The organism is Bacillus sp. NPDC060175 (assembly GCF_042728695.1).
GTDB lineage: Bacteria > Bacillota > Bacilli > Bacillales > Bacillaceae_G > Bacillus_A.
In genome coordinates, this window is the sequence record NZ_JBHWYR010000036.1 from 35,524 (window position 1) to 53,130 (window position 17,607).

The following is a 17,607-nucleotide window of genomic DNA, read 5'->3' on the forward strand; positions in this document are numbered from 1 at the left end:
TCCTCACTGACTATAATGGAATTTCTATATAATATAAGTATAAAGAAAAATGCGTAGAAAATACTACGCATTATGATACTTTTGCTGATTTATTTTTAATAAATTTTGGTTGTTTCTGTAGTAGAAACTTTGTTTTCGCCATTGAAAAGACAAATAAAGCAATCCATATACAGAAAAACGCAATCATATGAGTAGATGTGAAATGTTCACCAAAAACGAACACACCTAAAATTAAACTAATAGTCGGCGCGATGTATTGTAAAAATCCTATCATATAGAGCGGAATAAGTTGTGCTCCTTTAGCAAAATAAAAGAGTGGTAATGCTGTAACAATACCCGCCCCTATTAAAAGAAACGTTGATATTGCCGAAATAGAACCGAACGAACCAAAGCCATGCACTCCTGTCATAAACAAATATATAAGTGCAAATGGCGTCACTAACATCGTTTCCATCGTAAGCCCAATTGTTGCGTCGTAATTTAATAATTTTTTCGTTAATCCATATAATCCAAATGAAAAAGCAAGTGAAAGAGAAACCCATGGAATTGATCCGAAACGTATCGTTAAAATAACAACACCTAATCCAGCTAAACCAACCGCAACATATTGCCAAAAATTAAGCTTCTCTTTTAGAACAACTGTACCAAGTAAAATACTTATAAGTGGATTAATATAATACCCAAGACTTGCCTCGATTACATGGTTATGATTTACGGCCCATATGTATACAAACCAGTTTCCACTAATAAGTACCGAAGCAATTGTTAATGAGATTAATAATTTAGGTCGTTTAAAAAGGGTCACTAACTCCCCACCAAACTGACGAAACCTCTTCGTTACTCCTAAAACTAACAACATAAAAACAAATGCCCAAACGATGCGATGTGCTAATATTTCATCTGCCGGAACTTCCTCCACCCATTTCCAATAAATCGGAAGAACTCCCCACATCGTATACGCACCTGCTGCATATATAATCCCCTGCTTTTGCTGTGCTGTTTGACTCCCCATCTTTCTTTTTCTCCTCTTCTCTTTTTTTCTTCATTATAAAGTCTCACATGCTTACTTTACCAATATTCAATCTGCATTTCTTTCGACATTCCTCTTACAAATCCGTTATATGTATAAAAACACTCCTACTGTTATAATAACGAGCACTGGCATACCGAAGACAAATTTATTTTTATGTGTCTTATGATGAAACATATACATACCAATCCAAGCTCCAACCGCTCCTCCAGCTGCAGCTGATAAAAATAACGTACTTTCTGGCGTTCTCCACTGCTTTTTCTTTGCTTTTCGCTTATCAAGCCCCATCATACTAAATGCTATAACGTTGATGATAATAAAATAAATCCATTTCATCTCTTTCTCTCCCTTAAAAAATTCGCTTTATGTTAACACGAAAACAAGGTGCACACAAATAAAAATGGCTATAGGTAAAAAATAAATTTTTTTAACCTATAACCATAATTGTAATACCTTACACTCTATTTCTAATATTACTATGCTTTTTCGCGTATATGAAATAAATAAAAATACCTACAATAACCCAAATTGCAAAACTGATTAAAGTAGTTTTAGAAAGATTTAATGCTAAATATAAACAACTTACTATCGCAAGTATAGGTAAGAATGGAACTAACGGAGCTCGGAACGGTCTTTCCAAATTAGGATGTGTCTTCCTTAATACAATTACAGCAATAGACACAAATATAAACGCTGTTATCGTTCCCACATTCACTAAATTCGCCAACAAATTCAAGTCCAATAAACCTGCTAATACAGCCGCAAGAATACCCGTAATCCATGTATTAAAAAATGGTGTTTGATAACGTTTATGAACACTCGAAAATCTTTTTGGTAACAAGCCATCTCGGCTCATCGAGTATGATACTCGAACAAATGCAAACATAGCAACTAACAGAACTGTTGTTAAACCAGCTATCGCTCCAACTGATAATAGACCAGCAATTCTATCCTCTCCTACAATACGCAGTGCATACGCAACTGGATCAGCTACATTCAGATCCGTAAATGGAACCATTCCTGTTAACACAAATGAAACACCAACATAAAGAATTGTACAAATGCATAAAGAGACCAGTAATCCGATTGGAACGTTACGTTGTGGGCGTTTCACTTCCTCTGCTGCTGTTGCAACTGCATCGAAACCTAAAAAGGCAAAAAATACAGTAGCAGCTCCTCCAATAACACCATGGTATCCAAAAGGAAGAAACGGCTGCCAATTCTCTGGCTTTACATATTTCGCTCCTACAATAATAAATACTAAAATAACAGCCAGTTTAATAATAACCATTATATTATTTATACGTGCGCTTTCTTTCACGCCACGACTTAGTAAAAATGTAACAACTAAAATAATAATAACCGCTGGCAAGTCAATAATTCCGCCATTCCCCATCCCTGGTGCAGAAGCAATGATTGCCGGAATATGAATATTAAACCCTAGTAGCAATGACTGAAAATAGGCTGACCATCCCGCCGCCACCGCAGAAGTAGCTAATAAGTACTCTAACATGACACACCAGCCAACTATAAAAGCAAAAATCTCACCTAATGTCATATACGTATACGAATACACACTTCCTGAGACCGGGACTGTAGATGCAAATTCAGCATAACAAAAGGCTACACAAGCACATACAATTGCAGCTAACATGAAAGATAATACAATTGCTGGACCAGCATGTTTCGCTGCTACAATACCTGTTAATACGAAAATGCCTGTACCAATAATTGCTCCAATTCCTAAAAGCGTTAAATCAATTGCTCCTAAAGTTTGTTGTAACACTTTTTTCTTTTCTTCATTCATTGCTTTCTTTATAAATAAACTCATTCGTAGAAACCTCTTTTTCAAAATTATCCCTTACTCATTACAATCTTTATTACTTTTGCTATTACACATTAATAATATTCATGCTTTACTTCCACTCCCTATATAAACTCCACAAATTACACACCTAAAAATCAGAAAAATCAATCTCCTGAAAATACGCTTATTAACAGGCATATTTTTAGAAGATTGATTGAATTTATCACACGATTAATTATATTGTCAACAATATAATTAATTCACCCGAATTGAATAATTATAAACAAAATAGCATTCCAAAATATACGATACCACTAACAAACACTATCAATTCCCATTTTAATACACTTTTCATTATTTCAAAATTCATTTTTATACATTGAATTCAATGTAATCCCCGTATGCAAACACAATAAAACCAGTCGATTCGTTATATAGAAATAACTATTCATCTTGTTAGACCGATTAACTTCCCTACAAATTACAAACAGTATTTTCACTTAGGACAATAAAAAAGCGCAGATGTTCATCTGCGCTTTATTCTTCCGCTTCAATTTCTGTACTACTATTATCGATATGTTCCTTTCGAGCTTCTTCTTGCAGCTCTGCTGAAATCATTCCATAATAAATTTCTGGATATAATCCAAATATTTGATATACACTTCCTAAAAACGGCATCGGAATCCCTCATTTCTAAAGTTGTATTGCCATTCTTAAGGATTCCCTTTTCACTCATTATACATTCGTTTTTGGCACTTCTTCTTCATCAGGAACATGTAATACATTTTGCCATTTTTTATAAGGCGCACTATTTGGATCCACATACCCTTTCGCATACGAACGATCCCACAATTGTTTCATAAACATCTCTTTCTCTTTCTTTGCAACCATATCTGCACCTGTTCCGTAATAGTTTTGGAAATACAGCTCAATTTCATCAAGGAATAGCCTTAACAAATCATCAGATGTTTCTTCTAACGTCGGGTCATATTTTGCTTCACGATCATACATTAAAATCATATCTAAAATATTATGGACATGCTCTTTACGAAGCCATCTAATATCTTGAGCCCCTAATACAAATGCATGTGTATATAAATGCCCACCTTGTATCATTGCCTTTTCTTGTTCTTCTTCAAACCGGGACAAGATGTTTTCATAAATAAACGGATTATGAAGCAATGCTCTGTGCAACTTATAACTTTCGCTTGAAATATTTTTCCCCATCGACTGGATTAAAAAGCTACGGCCGACACCATTATATTGATACACGAATTGTCCATCAACAGCAACTAAGCTAATCCAGCGATACATATACGCGTATAGAAGAGCACGATTACATTTATCGTAATCTAACTTCGTTTGCGTTGCATTCAAGTCTGGCATAAAGGCTGGTAAGTGCCAATATTTATCTAAATGCGGCGTCAAACTAGATTTTTTACTATTTAATTTGTTCACGCGGCGATAATACGATTGAAAGTAGTCACCTTTATCGTTCATAAAGCCATTTGCAATATGCCCAGATGAAAGCTTAGGAAAATCTTGTAGCGATAATCCGTAATGAGCACGATAACAAATCACTTCAAATGGTGAAAACGCCTCGTTTACCGTATCTTTTTCTTTAAACATTTCTTGCAATAACTCTTCTTGCAATTCTTGTTTTAAAGATGGATGTACACCCCAATATTGTAATTCTCTATGATGAGAAACTTTCGGAACGAACGGACTTGCTAAATGGAAAAGATCTTCAATTTTTTCACGAACGTATTCATCACGATCACGCTTCTTGAAATCTGCTTCTTTTCGCAATGCTTCAACGATATTAAGCTCTAGTTTGTCACGATAGCGCACTTGAAGTTCGTCATAACAATAACTCAATATATGTTCACGATAGAAGTCTTCCACCTTTTTCGACTGAATTTCTTCGGCTTTCGCATCACGACAATATTCCCCGTACAAGCTCATATAAATTTCGGACGATATATCTTTCGGTAATACACCTAAATTTAAATGTTGCTGCATATCTTGCCAAATCTTTTCTTGCAATTTCTCTTCAGCTAATACGTATACATTCGTCGGGTTCGTTTTCCCCTCAAATTCCTTGCTTCGCTTTTGGATTTCAAACAATAAATTTTCACGTGTTTCGTGTAAATTATCAAAGAATCTTTCCCAATATTGGATCATTTTATCAACTGCTTGGTATAGCGATTGATACACGAGTTCTAATAACATTTCTTTACGATACTCACTTAATTTGTGGACATATTGCGTTACGATATCTTCAAATTCTTTTTTGAACAAACGTTGCTGATTATAAAACATTTTCCCGACCCAGCCTTGTTGCTGAGCAATTTCAACGCGGCGAACAGCCGTTACCGTTCCATCAATATTACTCACATTAAATTTCTTATCGTAGTTTTGAATTAAATTACGCTTTTGTTCATTATTTTCATGCAGTCGATTCATCTTCTCTACTAACTGCTTACGAATTTCATACAGCATAAAACGTGCTGCGACAGGATGAACCGGATCCGTTTTCTTTAAAAACCATGTATTTAATTGATAAGACTGTCCTTCTGATCCACTCGGTATAAAGCGGTCTGATTCGACCATGTCATATAAAAGTGTAGTCACATGCTCATGTACACGGCTCGGAATCGCATAAGCATATAAACGAACCGCATGATCAACTCTCGCTACTTCACCTTTCATTTGTTCCATCATTTTCAGTTTCGTAGCCGATATTTTACACTCATGCTGCAGGCGGTTTAATTCTTCATCTTTTTGCACTGTACGGTGTACATAGCTTTCGACAGCCTCTAAAAACAACTTAGACTTCGCAACACCAACCTTACCGCCCTCTGCCCCTTCGCGCGTCTCATTGAACATTTGTCTATAAAAAATATGGGCCTGCTCTGGACGAGTAGCAAGATGCTCTAAATCTTCTAAATAACTTTTCCCGCGCTCTGGCTTTTCACGCTGCATACCGCGCTTTACATCTTGATCATATCTTTGCTTCTTCTCTTGAAACAGTTGATCTAAATGAAGCCAAGATTCATCTAAACCTTGCACCGCCCATTTTAAAGCACAGTATTTCAAAACGTGCTCATACGGATAAATGAGCTTCGCTGTTCCTGCTCCGCAATATCTCCCTTTCCCACTCGATTCTGCCAATTGCTGAATTTGATTATCTTCTTGCGCAAAATGATTTGCAGACATTGGACTGAATAACTGTAAATAAATCGTATTTGCCATTTGCTCCATATAATCCGATAAATTGTGCAAATGGTGCCCATGTAAATTTTCATAATCATATAAGAAACAATAATTGTACGGTAAATGATGCTGCTTTATCGTATGATTTGTTCTTCCATCTTCATCCACTTGATCAGGACGATATTCTAATTCAATCGTTACGCCGCCTCGTTTTGATAATTCACCAGTCGACCCGAGCGTAATAGCGTGCAACTCTTTTAATGATGCATAACCATTCGCTTGCACAGTTTCAAACTCTTTCGCACTAACCGTTCTCGTCTTAACTAAAACATCGGGCATTAAAAACGCACCGCGAATTAAAATGTTGTGATGCTGCAATTTTTTCCGAAGCATTTCACGCAAATATAATGCGATTTGTAAAAACATCCCTGAGCCTGTTCCGCCAGCTAGTGATGTTACAATAATGACACGTACACCATATTCCGTCTGATCACTTGTAACTGGAAAAATCTTCTCGATTTCTTGCCAAAACGATGTGAGTTTATCTTCTTTCATCGCAGCACGTAGCGCTAAACGAGAAATGACACGTAACTGTCCCGCTCCTTCCGTTAACGGTTTATCAAGTATAGTCGGGTCCATCGGGAACCACTCTGGAATCGTTGGATCTCCCGCAATATACTCTCTCGGTGTTTTACTCGAGCTCGTTTGCGTCTTAAACTTCCGAATATGATCAAATTTACTCAATGTATTCACATCTGTATCAAATACATGCATCGCTACCTTTTTACGACGCTCCTCAGATAATCTTTCATATATTTGATGTGTGACAGTACTACCGATTCCACCTAAGCCAATTAAAATTGTTGGAACTTGTAATGTCATGTGAACCACCTTCCTATTCTTGCTTGTTTGAAAAGAAGAATAAAGAGAGCCGGGCCTCCTCCGCCCCTCTTACACCCTATCTACTATTCACATTCGTACCGGTAAATCTCCTTACCATATCCTCTATCAATTACTAAAAGTTCATTTGGATACAACGTCTTATGCTCCATTCCCACTTCTTCCTCTGTAATAAACATTCCATCAATAATCATCCCAACTACTTGCGATTCTTTCGCTACAAATATAGATTTCGATCCTTTTTTCGCTATTAATGTTACAGATTGCACAGTCTTTCTTTCTGCTCGGAATGGAATGCCAAAATAGTGCTTCCACCATTTATTTTTAAGTAACTCTGGTTCAGATTGATAAAGCCAATCTTTCGCTACTTCTTGATCCCATTCGTAATATAGTAATGCTTTCCGATGAAATCTCGGACGAACAATCCATCCTAAAATAATAATTCCTACTATTAAAAGTAATAAAGTAATAGGAATTACAAATTTAAAAACGAGCGCATACTTCTCAAAAAACGGCGCATTTTCAATGTGCAGTACAATCTTTTCCTTTACTTCTTGTAATTTTGAATCATTGATCGTGATGGTAGCCTCTACGGTGCCGGTATCTGTAAAATTGAATGTGTCGGAGTAATAAGGTCGAGGATAAACATAAACTTGACTACCATGCTGTTTTAATTCATAGTTGATCGATTGATTCGATGTGACACCAGTAGATTTTAATAGCTTCTTTACAGCCTCTTCTGTCATCGGTTCACCATTTAATAGTGGTTGTAAAATGAACGGTTTACTATTTTCTAAATTTGTTACCTTTTCTTCATAATCTTTCGTAACAGCTTGAAGTGTTAATTTTGGTTTTTCAGCTGGTTCAATCTTGAATTCTTTCGTCTGTCTATAAAATCCCTTTATATTCATATGGACTTTCCCGCGTACTAACTCTTTACCAACCTTTGTCTCGTAATAAAACACATGTCTTTTATCATCCCACTTCATCGGATACTGCTTTCCGTCTATTTCTACTTCTGCTTCGAAATAAGAAGTTTGAATTGGTAATTCAGTAGGTTTCGCTTCAATAACAGCTGTCACACCTTCATACATTTTCTCAACATTTTTTCTATCTTTATCATCTTTGTCATACGTAGAAACAGTATAGTTAAGCGCTGGTTCAACAAGTACTTGTAATCCCTCTTTCTCAATGTCCTGATCGACTTCTATCGTATATGTCCCTGGCTTAATCACTTCCTGATTCGCTGTACTTACATGCACTATATTTCCGAATAATTTAGCTTCTCCTGGTGCATGTATGGAAAAAGAAGACTGCAATTGTAACGGTTTGGAAAGTTGCATAACTTTATAATTAGACAAAGAAGGTGATTGTCGTACAAGCGTCATACGCTTTAATGGAAACGGTGTTGTAATCTCTACTTTTTTCCCTACTATTTTCGTTTTGACAATCGATTCAACAGAAGAAAATGGATCACGATTTGCAACTAATGCTGCTACTTGATTCACACTTTGTACAATACCATCCTCACCGCTAGACGGCATGACAACTCCATTCATTTCTTTTTTCCAAATTTCTTTAAACGTATTTAACTGCTCTTTTTCTTGCTGCCCTAAATCCTCTTCCATCGTGATTAAGACTGGGTGCAAAGAGATCTTTTTAGAATCCATTTCTTTCTTAAACTGTGCTAACTTCTGTGTAATTTGTTCTTTTCCGCCAACCTTATCTTTCTCCAAATCATTAAATGCCCCGTCAGTTAATACAATAAGCCAAAATTCACGTTTCCCATCTATATCTGCTTCCTTCTTTATAGATTGCATCGCCGTTTCTACTGCGCTAAATGGAGTATTTAAATATGTTTTCCACGCGCCGATTCCATTAATTTCTGTTTGCCTTTGATCCTTTGTTAACGAAATGTTTAACGGATCATTTGGCTTACTCATTGGAACGTAAGAAAATTTATCTTTCTCATCTAATAGCGCAACTAAACTTTGCAAGGCGTAATTGGCATACTTCCAACGATCGTTATTTCTCATGCTGCCCGAATCATCATATACAAGTGAAACGACCCTTTCCTTTGCCTCCTCTCCTTTTGCAAAAGCTGAAAAAGGTAAACATATAAATAGAAACAACATGAACGTGGCACAAATTCGAATTTTCATGATGAGGCTTCGCCACCTTTGTAGACAAATTCCTATGTTTAAATTTATGAGAGGAAACAAGATATATGACTTGTATTTTAGGACAACGAACGCACCATAACTTTATTATGTAAATAGATATATAACTTGGTAATATTCCTTCTAGCATTTTCTATCCAATTATATAGGTAAAAAAGCCTGTTTAAGCTCCATCCTCAAAACAGACTTTTCCTACTTTTAAAACTGAAAACTCTTAACAAAAAGTTTGATTATTAATTAGCACATCACTTCAATTGTATATCCTCCAGGTGCTTCAACATAAAATGTATACGCATGTGCATGTTTAGGCGGTTCGACTGAAAATCCGTCTTTCTTCAATCTTTGATTAATTTTATTAACTTGTTCTTCATTTTTTTGTGGAAATCCTACATGAAATGTTTTTGGATAATGAACTTCTTTTCCCTTCATTAAGGTTAATATAAACCCATCATTATCACGCATAACTGCGAAGCCATTTCCCGTTGTTCCACCACAAGTTAAACCAAAATACTTTTCTAAAAATTCTCTAGCAGCTGTTACATCTGTAACTGTTAAATTAAGATGATTAATTTTCAATTCACTCACCTTCTTTCTTAATTTTCTAACATTTTATCATATAAATAAAAAACACGCCTTTCACAGCGTGTTTCATTGCTTCACATATACCTCAACAATTGGATTATCTTTATTATCTGCATGTAAACGTATATTCTCTTCACCCGTATTATAAATGCTAGCTACCAGCATAACTGTTAACAAATTAGGTATTTTCGCATCACTCCCATATTTTCGTTCAAGAGCTTCTGTATACTCGAAATCCAAATCACCCTGCACATATGTATACACTTCAAAACCATCTTTTAAATTACATACGACCGTATCAATAATATCTGCTCCTACTTGTTTCTTTATTTCCCCCCGCAATGCTTCTATAAATTCTTCCCAAGGAACTTCATACGTCTGAAATTGGTCTGTAGATTTCATTTCCTTTCCTCCTCATTATGTATCCTGTTCGTATATTTCCCCTTTCCTATAACAATTATGATAGATAGGTCATTCGTACAAGCCGCACTTGTCCCCCTTACATATCGTATTACTGTAATGGGGGAAGGAGGAAAGAACATGCATAGACAAAAATGTTATAATACATGCCAACGTTATTTCGGAAAAGTTGTTCGAATTGAAGATCGTGATGGTCATATCCATTTAGGAAAAATAATAGACGTGACAAATGATTCTGTTTGGATTGAGCCAGTACAGCAGCGTTCATCTTTTGATACAGGATTTGGATACCATGGCGCATATTCAAACGGCGGATGTGATATTTGCGGCGGTCTTAGCAGATGTGATAACTGTGGATTTGGATGTGGTGGTGGATTCAGTGGTGGATTTAGCGGCGGTGGATGCAGCGGTCGTGGTTGCGGTGGTTGTGGCGGCGGTGGCTTTGGTGGCGGTGGCTTTGGTGGCGGTGGCTTTGGTGGCGGTGGCTTTGGTGGCGGCTGGGGATTTGAACTCGGATTTGGCTTTATTTTTGGAATTACTTTGGCTGCATTATTTTTCATCTAACATAGTAAAGAGTTGACTATCTTTAGCCAACTCTTTTTCTCTATTTTTCACATATAAAAATGCGATGCCCTAAAATATGTTGATACATAAGCAGTACTTGTTCGTGTTGCACCCACGCCTCATACAATTCTTCCGGAATAAACGGTGATACATTCCACTCTGGCTCTTCCATATGTCCTGCAACTGTTTCTGCAATAGTTCCGCCACCCACAATTGTAATTCTTTTAAAATTTGCTGCTTTAAATAAATCAATCCACTCATTCTCAGTTAATAATTCTTTCATACCATATAACTGTCCAATCTTTTCTTCCTCTTTCGTCTCAATATGTTTTTCGGTAATCATTTCAATGACAACAAGCTTTCCATCCTCCTGTAATACACGATAACATTCCGAAATAACCTTTTCTTTATTTGTAAAAGCGAGTATAGATTCTCCAAGTACAAGCTCAAATGAATCATTTAAACACGGTAATCCTTCTACATCTCCTTGAATCAATTGTATATTTAAACCATCAAACAACCATCTATCTTTCGCTTTTTGAATCATAATTTCATTCTTTTCAACCGCTGTCACTTTATAACCCAATTCTTTTGTCATATACGCCGCTGTTTTCCCCGTGCCGCAACCTATCTCAAGGACACTAGCTCCATGTCTAAGTGGCAATTGCGCTAATAATTGTTTTGTTAATGTAAAACCACCAGGATGAGCACTCCCTATTCCGTAATAAGCTAGAAAATCAATGTATGTGTTTCGTTTCATGAGATTCTCCTTTTAGTTTTCTATAATACATATATTCATCCATAAAAAAATAGTGCACAGAAAAAAAAGCATTTTCAAGTGCTATAATACCGCAACTTGAAAATGCTTTTTTCTTTTATTATTTCTCTTCTACATACGCCCATTTGAAACTATATTCCGGACTAATATTATGTTTCACAATTCCCTTTACATTTGGTTGCATAACATATGCCTTAGCACTTTGATATAAAGGTACAAGCGCTACATCTTCTTCAAGTAACAATTTCTCTGCCTTCCCTAACTCTGCCCAGCGTTTTTTTGCATCAGCCATCCATTCCGTCTTACTTTTATCAATAATTTCATCATATTTTGAATTTGAGTAGCTCATTTGGTTCTGAGAATTTTTTGTTTCAAACATATCAAGGTACGTCATCGGATCCGCATAATCTGGATTCCAGCCACCATATGAGAAATCATAATCTTGATCTGATTCTAATTTTAGTTTTTGCTTAAATGGTTGAAGTTTAATATTTACTGTTACACCTTTTAAATTCTTTTCAATTTGATCTTTTACGTACTCCCCAACTTTTTTCGCATTACCAGTATCATAATTTAATAATTCAATTGTCACTTGATCTTTTCCAAGTTCTTTTTTCGCTTCTTCCCAAGCTGCTGCTGCCTTTTTGGAATCTTGTTTTAAACCATTCTTGAATGTTTCTGCGAAATCTTTACCGTCTGGTCCACTTGCTAAACCTTTTGCTACTAAGTAATCAACTGGTTTTGAACCATCATTTAAAATTACATTAGTTAAACCCTTCTTATCAACCGATAATGCAATTGCTTCACGTAATTTTTTGCTCTTTAACGGTGTATCTTGCCCACCACGTTTTTGATTTAGACGTAAGTAAAACGTACTTGTTTCCGAATATGCTCCAAACTCATCTTTTTTATTTCTATACTTATCAACGAATTCTCCAGATAAAAGTGCAAAATCAATTGCGCCTGTATCATATAAATTCACCCTAGTAGCTGCTTCTTTTACCACACTATAATTAATTTCATCTAATTTCACTGTCTTTTTATCCCAATAATGATCATTTTTCTTCAACTTCCAACCTTGCTCATGTTTCCAATCAGTAAGCACAAATGGACCGTTATAAACTGTTGTATCGGACTCTAAACCGTATTTCTTCCCTTGTTCTTTTACAAACTTTTCATTTAACGGATAGTATGATGCAAATGCCATTAAGTTCAAGAAATATGGTACCGGTCTGTCTAATTCAACTTCAAGCGTATAATCATCAACTGCTTTTACACCTAACGTAGAAACTTCTGCTTTCCCTTGATTAATTGCTTCTGCATTTTTAAGATAGTAAGCAATAAATGCATACTCAGCAGCTGTTTGTGGATCTACTAGACGTTGCCATGCAAATACGAAATCTTTCGCAGTTACAGGATCACCGTTTGACCATTTTGCATCTTTACGTAATTTGAATGTATATTTTTTACCATCCTCGCTTTTTGTACTAGATTCTGCTACAGCTGGGATTGGCTTATTATCCTTATCAAGACGATATAATCCTTCCATCGTGTTCCCTAAAATTTGAGATCCTAATGTATCTGTATTTTTTGAAGTATCCATCGTCGGAATTTCATTCGTTTCTGTACGATTTAATACTTGCTTTGCTGCGTATTTAATATCAGAGTTTTTCCCTTCCCCACTATTAGACGTTGTAGTAGTCGTCTTCTTCTCCCCACCAGATCCTGAACATGCTGTTAACGCCATGCTCATTGCTAATACTGGCGCTACAACCGCCGTGAACTTTTTCATCTTTTTCTTCATTCTTGTACCCTCCCCAATTATATGTACGCTACTAACTTTTAGAGATTTCTACCAACTTTATTTATCAGAAAATTCTTATTAATTAATATTCTACTATTTTTTTCAGTTTTGTAAAGTATTTTTAAGAATTTTCTAAAAGTTTATTTTTTTATGATAGTAACTTGTTATTTTACTATTATATGAATTATCCCCCATCTACTATATGTAAACATACCTCCTCTTATTCTTCTCTATTACTAAATTCTATATTTTTCTCATCAATATGAAATCTCTGCTATCATTTATCTATCCAATTGTTGAACTCTTTTCTAATTTCCTACAGTAGAATTTTAAAAGTAACCTCAAAATTTCCATGTGCCTTATTCTCCTATTCATACAAAAAAAAGCATTTCAAAAGCATATTAAACACTTTTGAAATGCTTTCATATTATTTCTTTCCGCCATCCTCAGTTACATACGCCCACTTAAAGCTATATTCTGGACTGATGTTGTGTTTCACAATTCCTTTTACATTCGGTTTCATTACATATGATCTTCCTGTTTGATATAAAGGTACTAATCCAGCATCTTCTTCAAGGAATAATTTTTCTGCTTTCCCTAACGCTTCCCAACGTTTCTTCGGATCAGACAGTAATTCATTACCTGCTTTTTGTACCATTTCATCGTATTTCGGGTTTGAATAACTCATTTGGTTATATGGGCTCTTCGATTCAAACATATCAATAAATGTCATCGGATCCGCATAGTCTGGACTCCAACCTGCATAAGAGATTTCATAATCTTGCGCTGATTCTAATTTTAATTTTTGTTTGAACGGCTGAATTTTCGTATTAATCGTTACACCTTTTAAATTTTTCTCAATTTGATCTTTAACATAATCAGCAATCTTTTTCGCAGTTCCATCATCATAGCTTAGTAATTCAATTGTAACTTGATCTTTTCCAAGTTCCTTTTTCGCTTCTTCCCATGCAGCTGCTGCTTTTTTCGTATCTTGTTTCAGACCATTTTTAAACGTATCTTGATAATCTTTACCGTCAGGTCCTGTCGCAAGCCCTTTTGGAACCAATTGATCTGTTGCTTTTGATCCATTATTTAAAATAACATTTGCTAAACCTTTTTTATCAACTGATAATGCAATTGCTTCACGAAGTTTTTTACTCTTTAACGGTGTATCCTGTCCGTTACGCTTTTGATTTAAACGTAAGAAGAATGTACTTGATTCTGCATACTCACCGTATTCATCTTTATTCGATTTATATTTATCTACAAACTCTCCTGATAGTAGTGTGAAATCAATTGATCCTGTATCATATAAATTTACTTTCGTAGCAACTTCTTTTACTACACTATAATTAATTTCTTCTAATTTCACAGTCTTATTATCCCAATATTTATCATTTTTCTTCAACTGCCATCCTTGTTCATGTTTCCATGAAGACATAACGAATGGCCCATTATACACCGTTGTATCTGCTTCTAAACCAAACTTATCTCCTTTTTCTTTTACAAACTTTTCATTTAATGGATAGTATGACGGGAATGCTAATAAATTTAAGAAGTACGGTACCGGTTTTTCTAATTCTACTTCTAGCGTGTAATCATCTACCGCCTTCGCTCCTAATTCAGTTCCAGGTTTTTCACCTTTATTAATTGCCTCGGCATTTTTTATATAATAAGCAATAAACGCATATTCTGCAGCTGTGTTTTTATCAAGTAAGCGCTGCCATCCGTATACGAAATCTTTCGCTGTTACAGGATCTCCATTTGACCATTTCGCATCTTTACGCAGTTTAAACGTATATTTTTTACCATCTTCGCTTTTCGTACTTGATTCTGCAGCAGCTGGAATAGGCTTATTATCTTTATCAAGACGATATAACCCTTCCATTGTGTTCCCTAAAATTTGTGCCCCTAACGTATCAGTGGATTTAGAAGTGTCCATCGTCGGAATTTCTTGGTTTTCCGTACGATTTAATACTTGCTTCGCTGCATATTTAATATCAGATTTTTTTTCTTCCCCACTATTAGATGTAGTAGTCGTTTTCTTCTCTCCACCTGACCCAGAGCACGCTGTCAATGCAACGCTCATCGCTAAAACTGGTACTACAACTGCTGTTAACTTTTTCATCTTTTTTCTCTTCATTTTTATACCCTCCCCAATTATATGTACAATACCAACCCTTGAGAGACCCCTTGCTAAGGGTTTACTTTTCAGAAAATTATAACTAATATTATTCTACTCTATTTTTCGCGTTTGTAAATAGTTTTATTTTAAATATTCAGATTTTTTCTTCGTAATTTAGTATGATTTATCCCTCATCTACTGTATTTACATACTATACCCCTTATTCTTCTCTATTTAATTACACTAAAAAAAGCATTCCAAAAGTAGATTAGCTACTTTTGGAATGCTTTTTTAAATTCTATTATTTCCCGTCTTTCTCGGTTACATAAGCCCATTTAAAGCTATACTCTGGACTAATATTATGGTGAACAATGCCTTTTATATTTGGTTGTAAAACGTAAGCATCTCCACGTTGGTATATAGGTACAAGCGCTACATCCTCTTCAAGTAATAATTTCTCTGCTTTTCCTAGTTCTTCCCAACGTTTTTTCGCTTCATTCGTTAATTCACCGCCCGCTTTTTTGATCATTTCATCATATTTCGGATCAGAGAAGCTCATTTGGTTATGAGAATGCTTAGAATCAAACATATCTAAGAATGTCATTGGATCTGCATAGTCAGGTCCCCAGCCAGCAAACGAAATATCATACTCTTGCTCAGTTTCTAATTTTAGTTTTTGCTTGAATGGCTGAAGTTTAATATTTACTGTTACACCTTTTAAATTTTTCTCAATTTGATCTTTTATATATTCTCCAACTTTTTTCGCATTACCAGTATCGTAGTTTAAAAATTCAATCGTAACTTGATCTTTGCCAAGCTCTTTTTTCGCTTCTTCCCATGCTGCAGCTGCCTTTTTGGAGTCTTGTTTCAGACCATTTTTAAATGTCTCTTGGAAGTCTTTACCGTCTGGTCCAGTTGCTAAACCTTTTGGTACTAAGAAATCAGCAGGTTGTGAGCCATCATTTAAAATAACAGTTGCTAAATTCTTTTTATCAATTGATAACGCAATTGCTTCACGTAATTTTTTGCTCTTTAACGGTGTATCTTGTCCACCACGTTTTTGATTCAGACGGATGAAATACGTACTCACTTGTGAATATGTTCCAAACTCATCTTTCTTATTTCTATATTTATCGACAAACTCACCATTTAATAAAGCAAAGTCAACTTGACCGCTATCATATAAATTCACACGAGTTGCTTGCTCTTTTACAACGCTATAGTTAATTTCATCTAATTTTACAGTCTTTTTATCCCAATATTGATCATTTTTCTTCAACTTCCAACCTTGCTCATGTTTCCAGTCAGTAAGAACGAACGGTCCATTATAAACTACTGTATCAGATTCTAAACCGTATTTATCCCCTTTTTCTTTTACAAATTTTTCATTTAGTGGATAATACGATGGAAATGCTACTAAGTTTAAGAAGTACGGTACCGCTTGCTCTAATTCAACTTCAAGCGTATAATCATCCAACGCTTTCGCTCCTAATTCAGTTACAGGTTTTTCTCCTTTATTAACCGCTTCTGCATTTTTTAGTGGGAATGCGATAAACGCATACTCAGCAGCTGTTTTCGGATCTAATAGACGTTGCCATGCATATACGAAATCTTTCGCAGTTACTGGATCACCATTTGACCATTTTGCATCTTTACGTAGTTTAAATGTATATTTTTTACCATCTTCACTTTTCGTACTAGATTCCGCGGCAGCTGGAGTTGGCTTATTATCTTTATCTAGGCGATACAAACCTTCCATTGTATTTCCTAAAATTTGCGAACCAAGTGTATCCGTATTTTTCGAAGTATCCATCGTTGGAATTTCATTTGTTTCTGTTCGATTTAACACTTGTTTTGCCGCTAATTTTCCCTCTGACTTGCTATCTCCACTTGAGTTTGTGCTTGTCTTTTTATCTCCGCCTGATGTAGAACATGCTGTTAGTGCCATGCTCATTGCTAAAACCGGTACTACAACTGCTGTTAGTTTTTTCATTTTTTTCTTTTTCATTTTCTGTACCCTCCCTAATTCTAAACGATATCTATTTAAGAATTTTCTGATAATTCTCTTTTTCTTTATATACTTATCAGACGATTCTTACTACTTCTTATTCTACTAATTTTTTAAAATTTGTAAAGTATTATTATTAAAAATTTTAAAAAAATTATTTTCTTACAGTAATATTCATAAAAATTCCATATAG

13 protein-coding genes are annotated in these 17,607 nt (G+C 35.3%); 1 reads left to right on the top strand and 12 read right to left on the bottom strand.

Features of this window, described 5'->3' with window-relative positions; all coding sequences use genetic code 11:
• Positions 1–70: 70 nt before the first annotated feature.
• From rarD to ACFWDE_RS18045, 8 genes are all read right to left on the bottom strand, one after another.
• The gene (gene rarD, locus ACFWDE_RS18010; protein ID WP_105585238.1) at positions 71–1,012 is read right to left on the bottom strand and encodes an EamA family transporter RarD; all 942 of its coding nucleotides are present in this window, start codon (positions 1,010–1,012) and stop codon (positions 71–73) included.
• Between the two features lie 105 nt (positions 1,013–1,117).
• Positions 1,118–1,366 (bottom strand): DUF1294 domain-containing protein, encoded by a 249-nt coding sequence (locus ACFWDE_RS18015; RefSeq protein ID WP_002121300.1) that lies wholly within the window; start codon positions 1,364–1,366, stop codon positions 1,118–1,120.
• Between the two features lie 118 nt (positions 1,367–1,484).
• On the bottom strand, positions 1,485–2,861 hold the full coding sequence (gene bcaP / locus ACFWDE_RS18020) for a branched-chain amino acid transporter BcaP (protein ID WP_377893705.1): 1,377 nt from the start codon (positions 2,859–2,861) through the stop codon (positions 1,485–1,487).
• Between the two features lie 513 nt (positions 2,862–3,374).
• A complete protein-coding gene (locus ACFWDE_RS18025; RefSeq protein WP_002066460.1) occupies positions 3,375–3,515 on the bottom strand; it encodes a hypothetical protein in 141 nt (46 codons plus the stop codon).
• 57 nt (positions 3,516–3,572) lie between these two features.
• Positions 3,573–6,935, bottom strand: a complete 3,363-nt coding sequence (locus tag ACFWDE_RS18030) for a tubulin-like doman-containing protein (protein WP_377893707.1) — start codon at positions 6,933–6,935, stop codon at positions 3,573–3,575.
• Positions 6,936–7,018: 83 nt separating this feature from the next.
• Positions 7,019–9,115 carry a vWA domain-containing protein gene (locus ACFWDE_RS18035; protein WP_377893709.1) on the bottom strand — a complete coding sequence of 699 codons (2,097 nt, stop codon included), beginning with the start codon at positions 9,113–9,115 and terminating at the stop codon, positions 7,019–7,021.
• Between the two features lie 255 nt (positions 9,116–9,370).
• A complete protein-coding gene (locus tag ACFWDE_RS18040) occupies positions 9,371–9,709 on the bottom strand; it encodes a VOC family protein (protein WP_002185202.1) in 339 nt (112 codons plus the stop codon).
• Positions 9,710–9,781: 72 nt separating this feature from the next.
• On the bottom strand, positions 9,782–10,117 hold the full coding sequence (locus ACFWDE_RS18045) for a hypothetical protein (protein ID WP_002066455.1): 336 nt from the start codon (positions 10,115–10,117) through the stop codon (positions 9,782–9,784).
• A gap of 138 nt (positions 10,118–10,255) precedes the next feature.
• On the opposite strand from ACFWDE_RS18045, the gene ACFWDE_RS18050 reads away from it, so the two are divergent.
• Positions 10,256–10,699, top strand: a complete 444-nt coding sequence (locus ACFWDE_RS18050) for a hypothetical protein (RefSeq protein WP_377893711.1) — start codon at positions 10,256–10,258, stop codon at positions 10,697–10,699.
• 40 nt (positions 10,700–10,739) lie between these two features.
• Here ACFWDE_RS18050 and ACFWDE_RS18055 read toward each other — a convergent pair whose 3' ends face one another.
• From ACFWDE_RS18055 to ACFWDE_RS18070, 4 genes are all read right to left on the bottom strand, one after another.
• On the bottom strand, positions 10,740–11,459 hold the full coding sequence (locus tag ACFWDE_RS18055) for a class I SAM-dependent methyltransferase (RefSeq protein WP_377893712.1): 720 nt from the start codon (positions 11,457–11,459) through the stop codon (positions 10,740–10,742).
• Positions 11,460–11,577: 118 nt separating this feature from the next.
• Positions 11,578–13,281, bottom strand: a complete 1,704-nt coding sequence (locus ACFWDE_RS18060; protein WP_377893713.1) for a peptide ABC transporter substrate-binding protein — start codon at positions 13,279–13,281, stop codon at positions 11,578–11,580.
• Between the two features lie 427 nt (positions 13,282–13,708).
• A complete protein-coding gene (locus tag ACFWDE_RS18065) occupies positions 13,709–15,424 on the bottom strand; it encodes a peptide ABC transporter substrate-binding protein (protein ID WP_002185196.1) in 1,716 nt (571 codons plus the stop codon).
• A gap of 283 nt (positions 15,425–15,707) precedes the next feature.
• The gene (locus ACFWDE_RS18070; RefSeq protein WP_002146345.1) at positions 15,708–17,414 is read right to left on the bottom strand and encodes a peptide ABC transporter substrate-binding protein; all 1,707 of its coding nucleotides are present in this window, start codon (positions 17,412–17,414) and stop codon (positions 15,708–15,710) included.
• Positions 17,415–17,607: the final 193 nt, after the last annotated feature.

Bases quoted from the DNA above. Each gene is read 5' to 3' on its own strand.
- ACFWDE_RS18070 (WP_002146345.1), bottom strand. From the start codon at position 17,414: ATGAAAAAGAAAAAAATGAAAAAACTAACAGCAGTTGTAGTACCGGTT.
- ACFWDE_RS18060 (WP_377893713.1), bottom strand. From the start codon at position 13,281: ATGAAGAAAAAGATGAAAAAGTTCACGGCGGTTGTAGCGCCAGTATTA.
- ACFWDE_RS18015 (WP_002121300.1), bottom strand. From the start codon at position 1,366: ATGAAATGGATTTATTTTATTATCATCAACGTTATAGCATTTAGTATG.
- ACFWDE_RS18055 (WP_377893712.1), bottom strand. From the start codon at position 11,459: ATGAAACGAAACACATACATTGATTTTCTAGCTTATTACGGAATAGGG.
- ACFWDE_RS18065 (WP_002185196.1), bottom strand. From the start codon at position 15,424: ATGAAGAGAAAAAAGATGAAAAAGTTAACAGCAGTTGTAGTACCAGTT.
- rarD (WP_105585238.1), bottom strand. From the start codon at position 1,012: ATGGGGAGTCAAACAGCACAGCAAAAGCAGGGGATTATATATGCAGCA.
- ACFWDE_RS18035 (WP_377893709.1), bottom strand. From the start codon at position 9,115: ATGAAAATTCGAATTTGTGCCACGTTCATGTTGTTTCTATTTATATGT.
- ACFWDE_RS18045 (WP_002066455.1), bottom strand. From the start codon at position 10,117: ATGAAATCTACAGACCAATTTCAGACGTATGAAGTTCCTTGGGAAGAA.
- bcaP (WP_377893705.1), bottom strand. From the start codon at position 2,861: ATGAGTTTATTTATAAAGAAAGCAATGAATGAAGAAAAGAAAAAAGTG.
- ACFWDE_RS18025 (WP_002066460.1), bottom strand. From the start codon at position 3,515: ATGCCGTTTTTAGGAAGTGTATATCAAATATTTGGATTATATCCAGAA.
- ACFWDE_RS18030 (WP_377893707.1), bottom strand. From the start codon at position 6,935: ATGACATTACAAGTTCCAACAATTTTAATTGGCTTAGGTGGAATCGGT.
- ACFWDE_RS18050 (WP_377893711.1), top strand. From the start codon at position 10,256: ATGCATAGACAAAAATGTTATAATACATGCCAACGTTATTTCGGAAAA.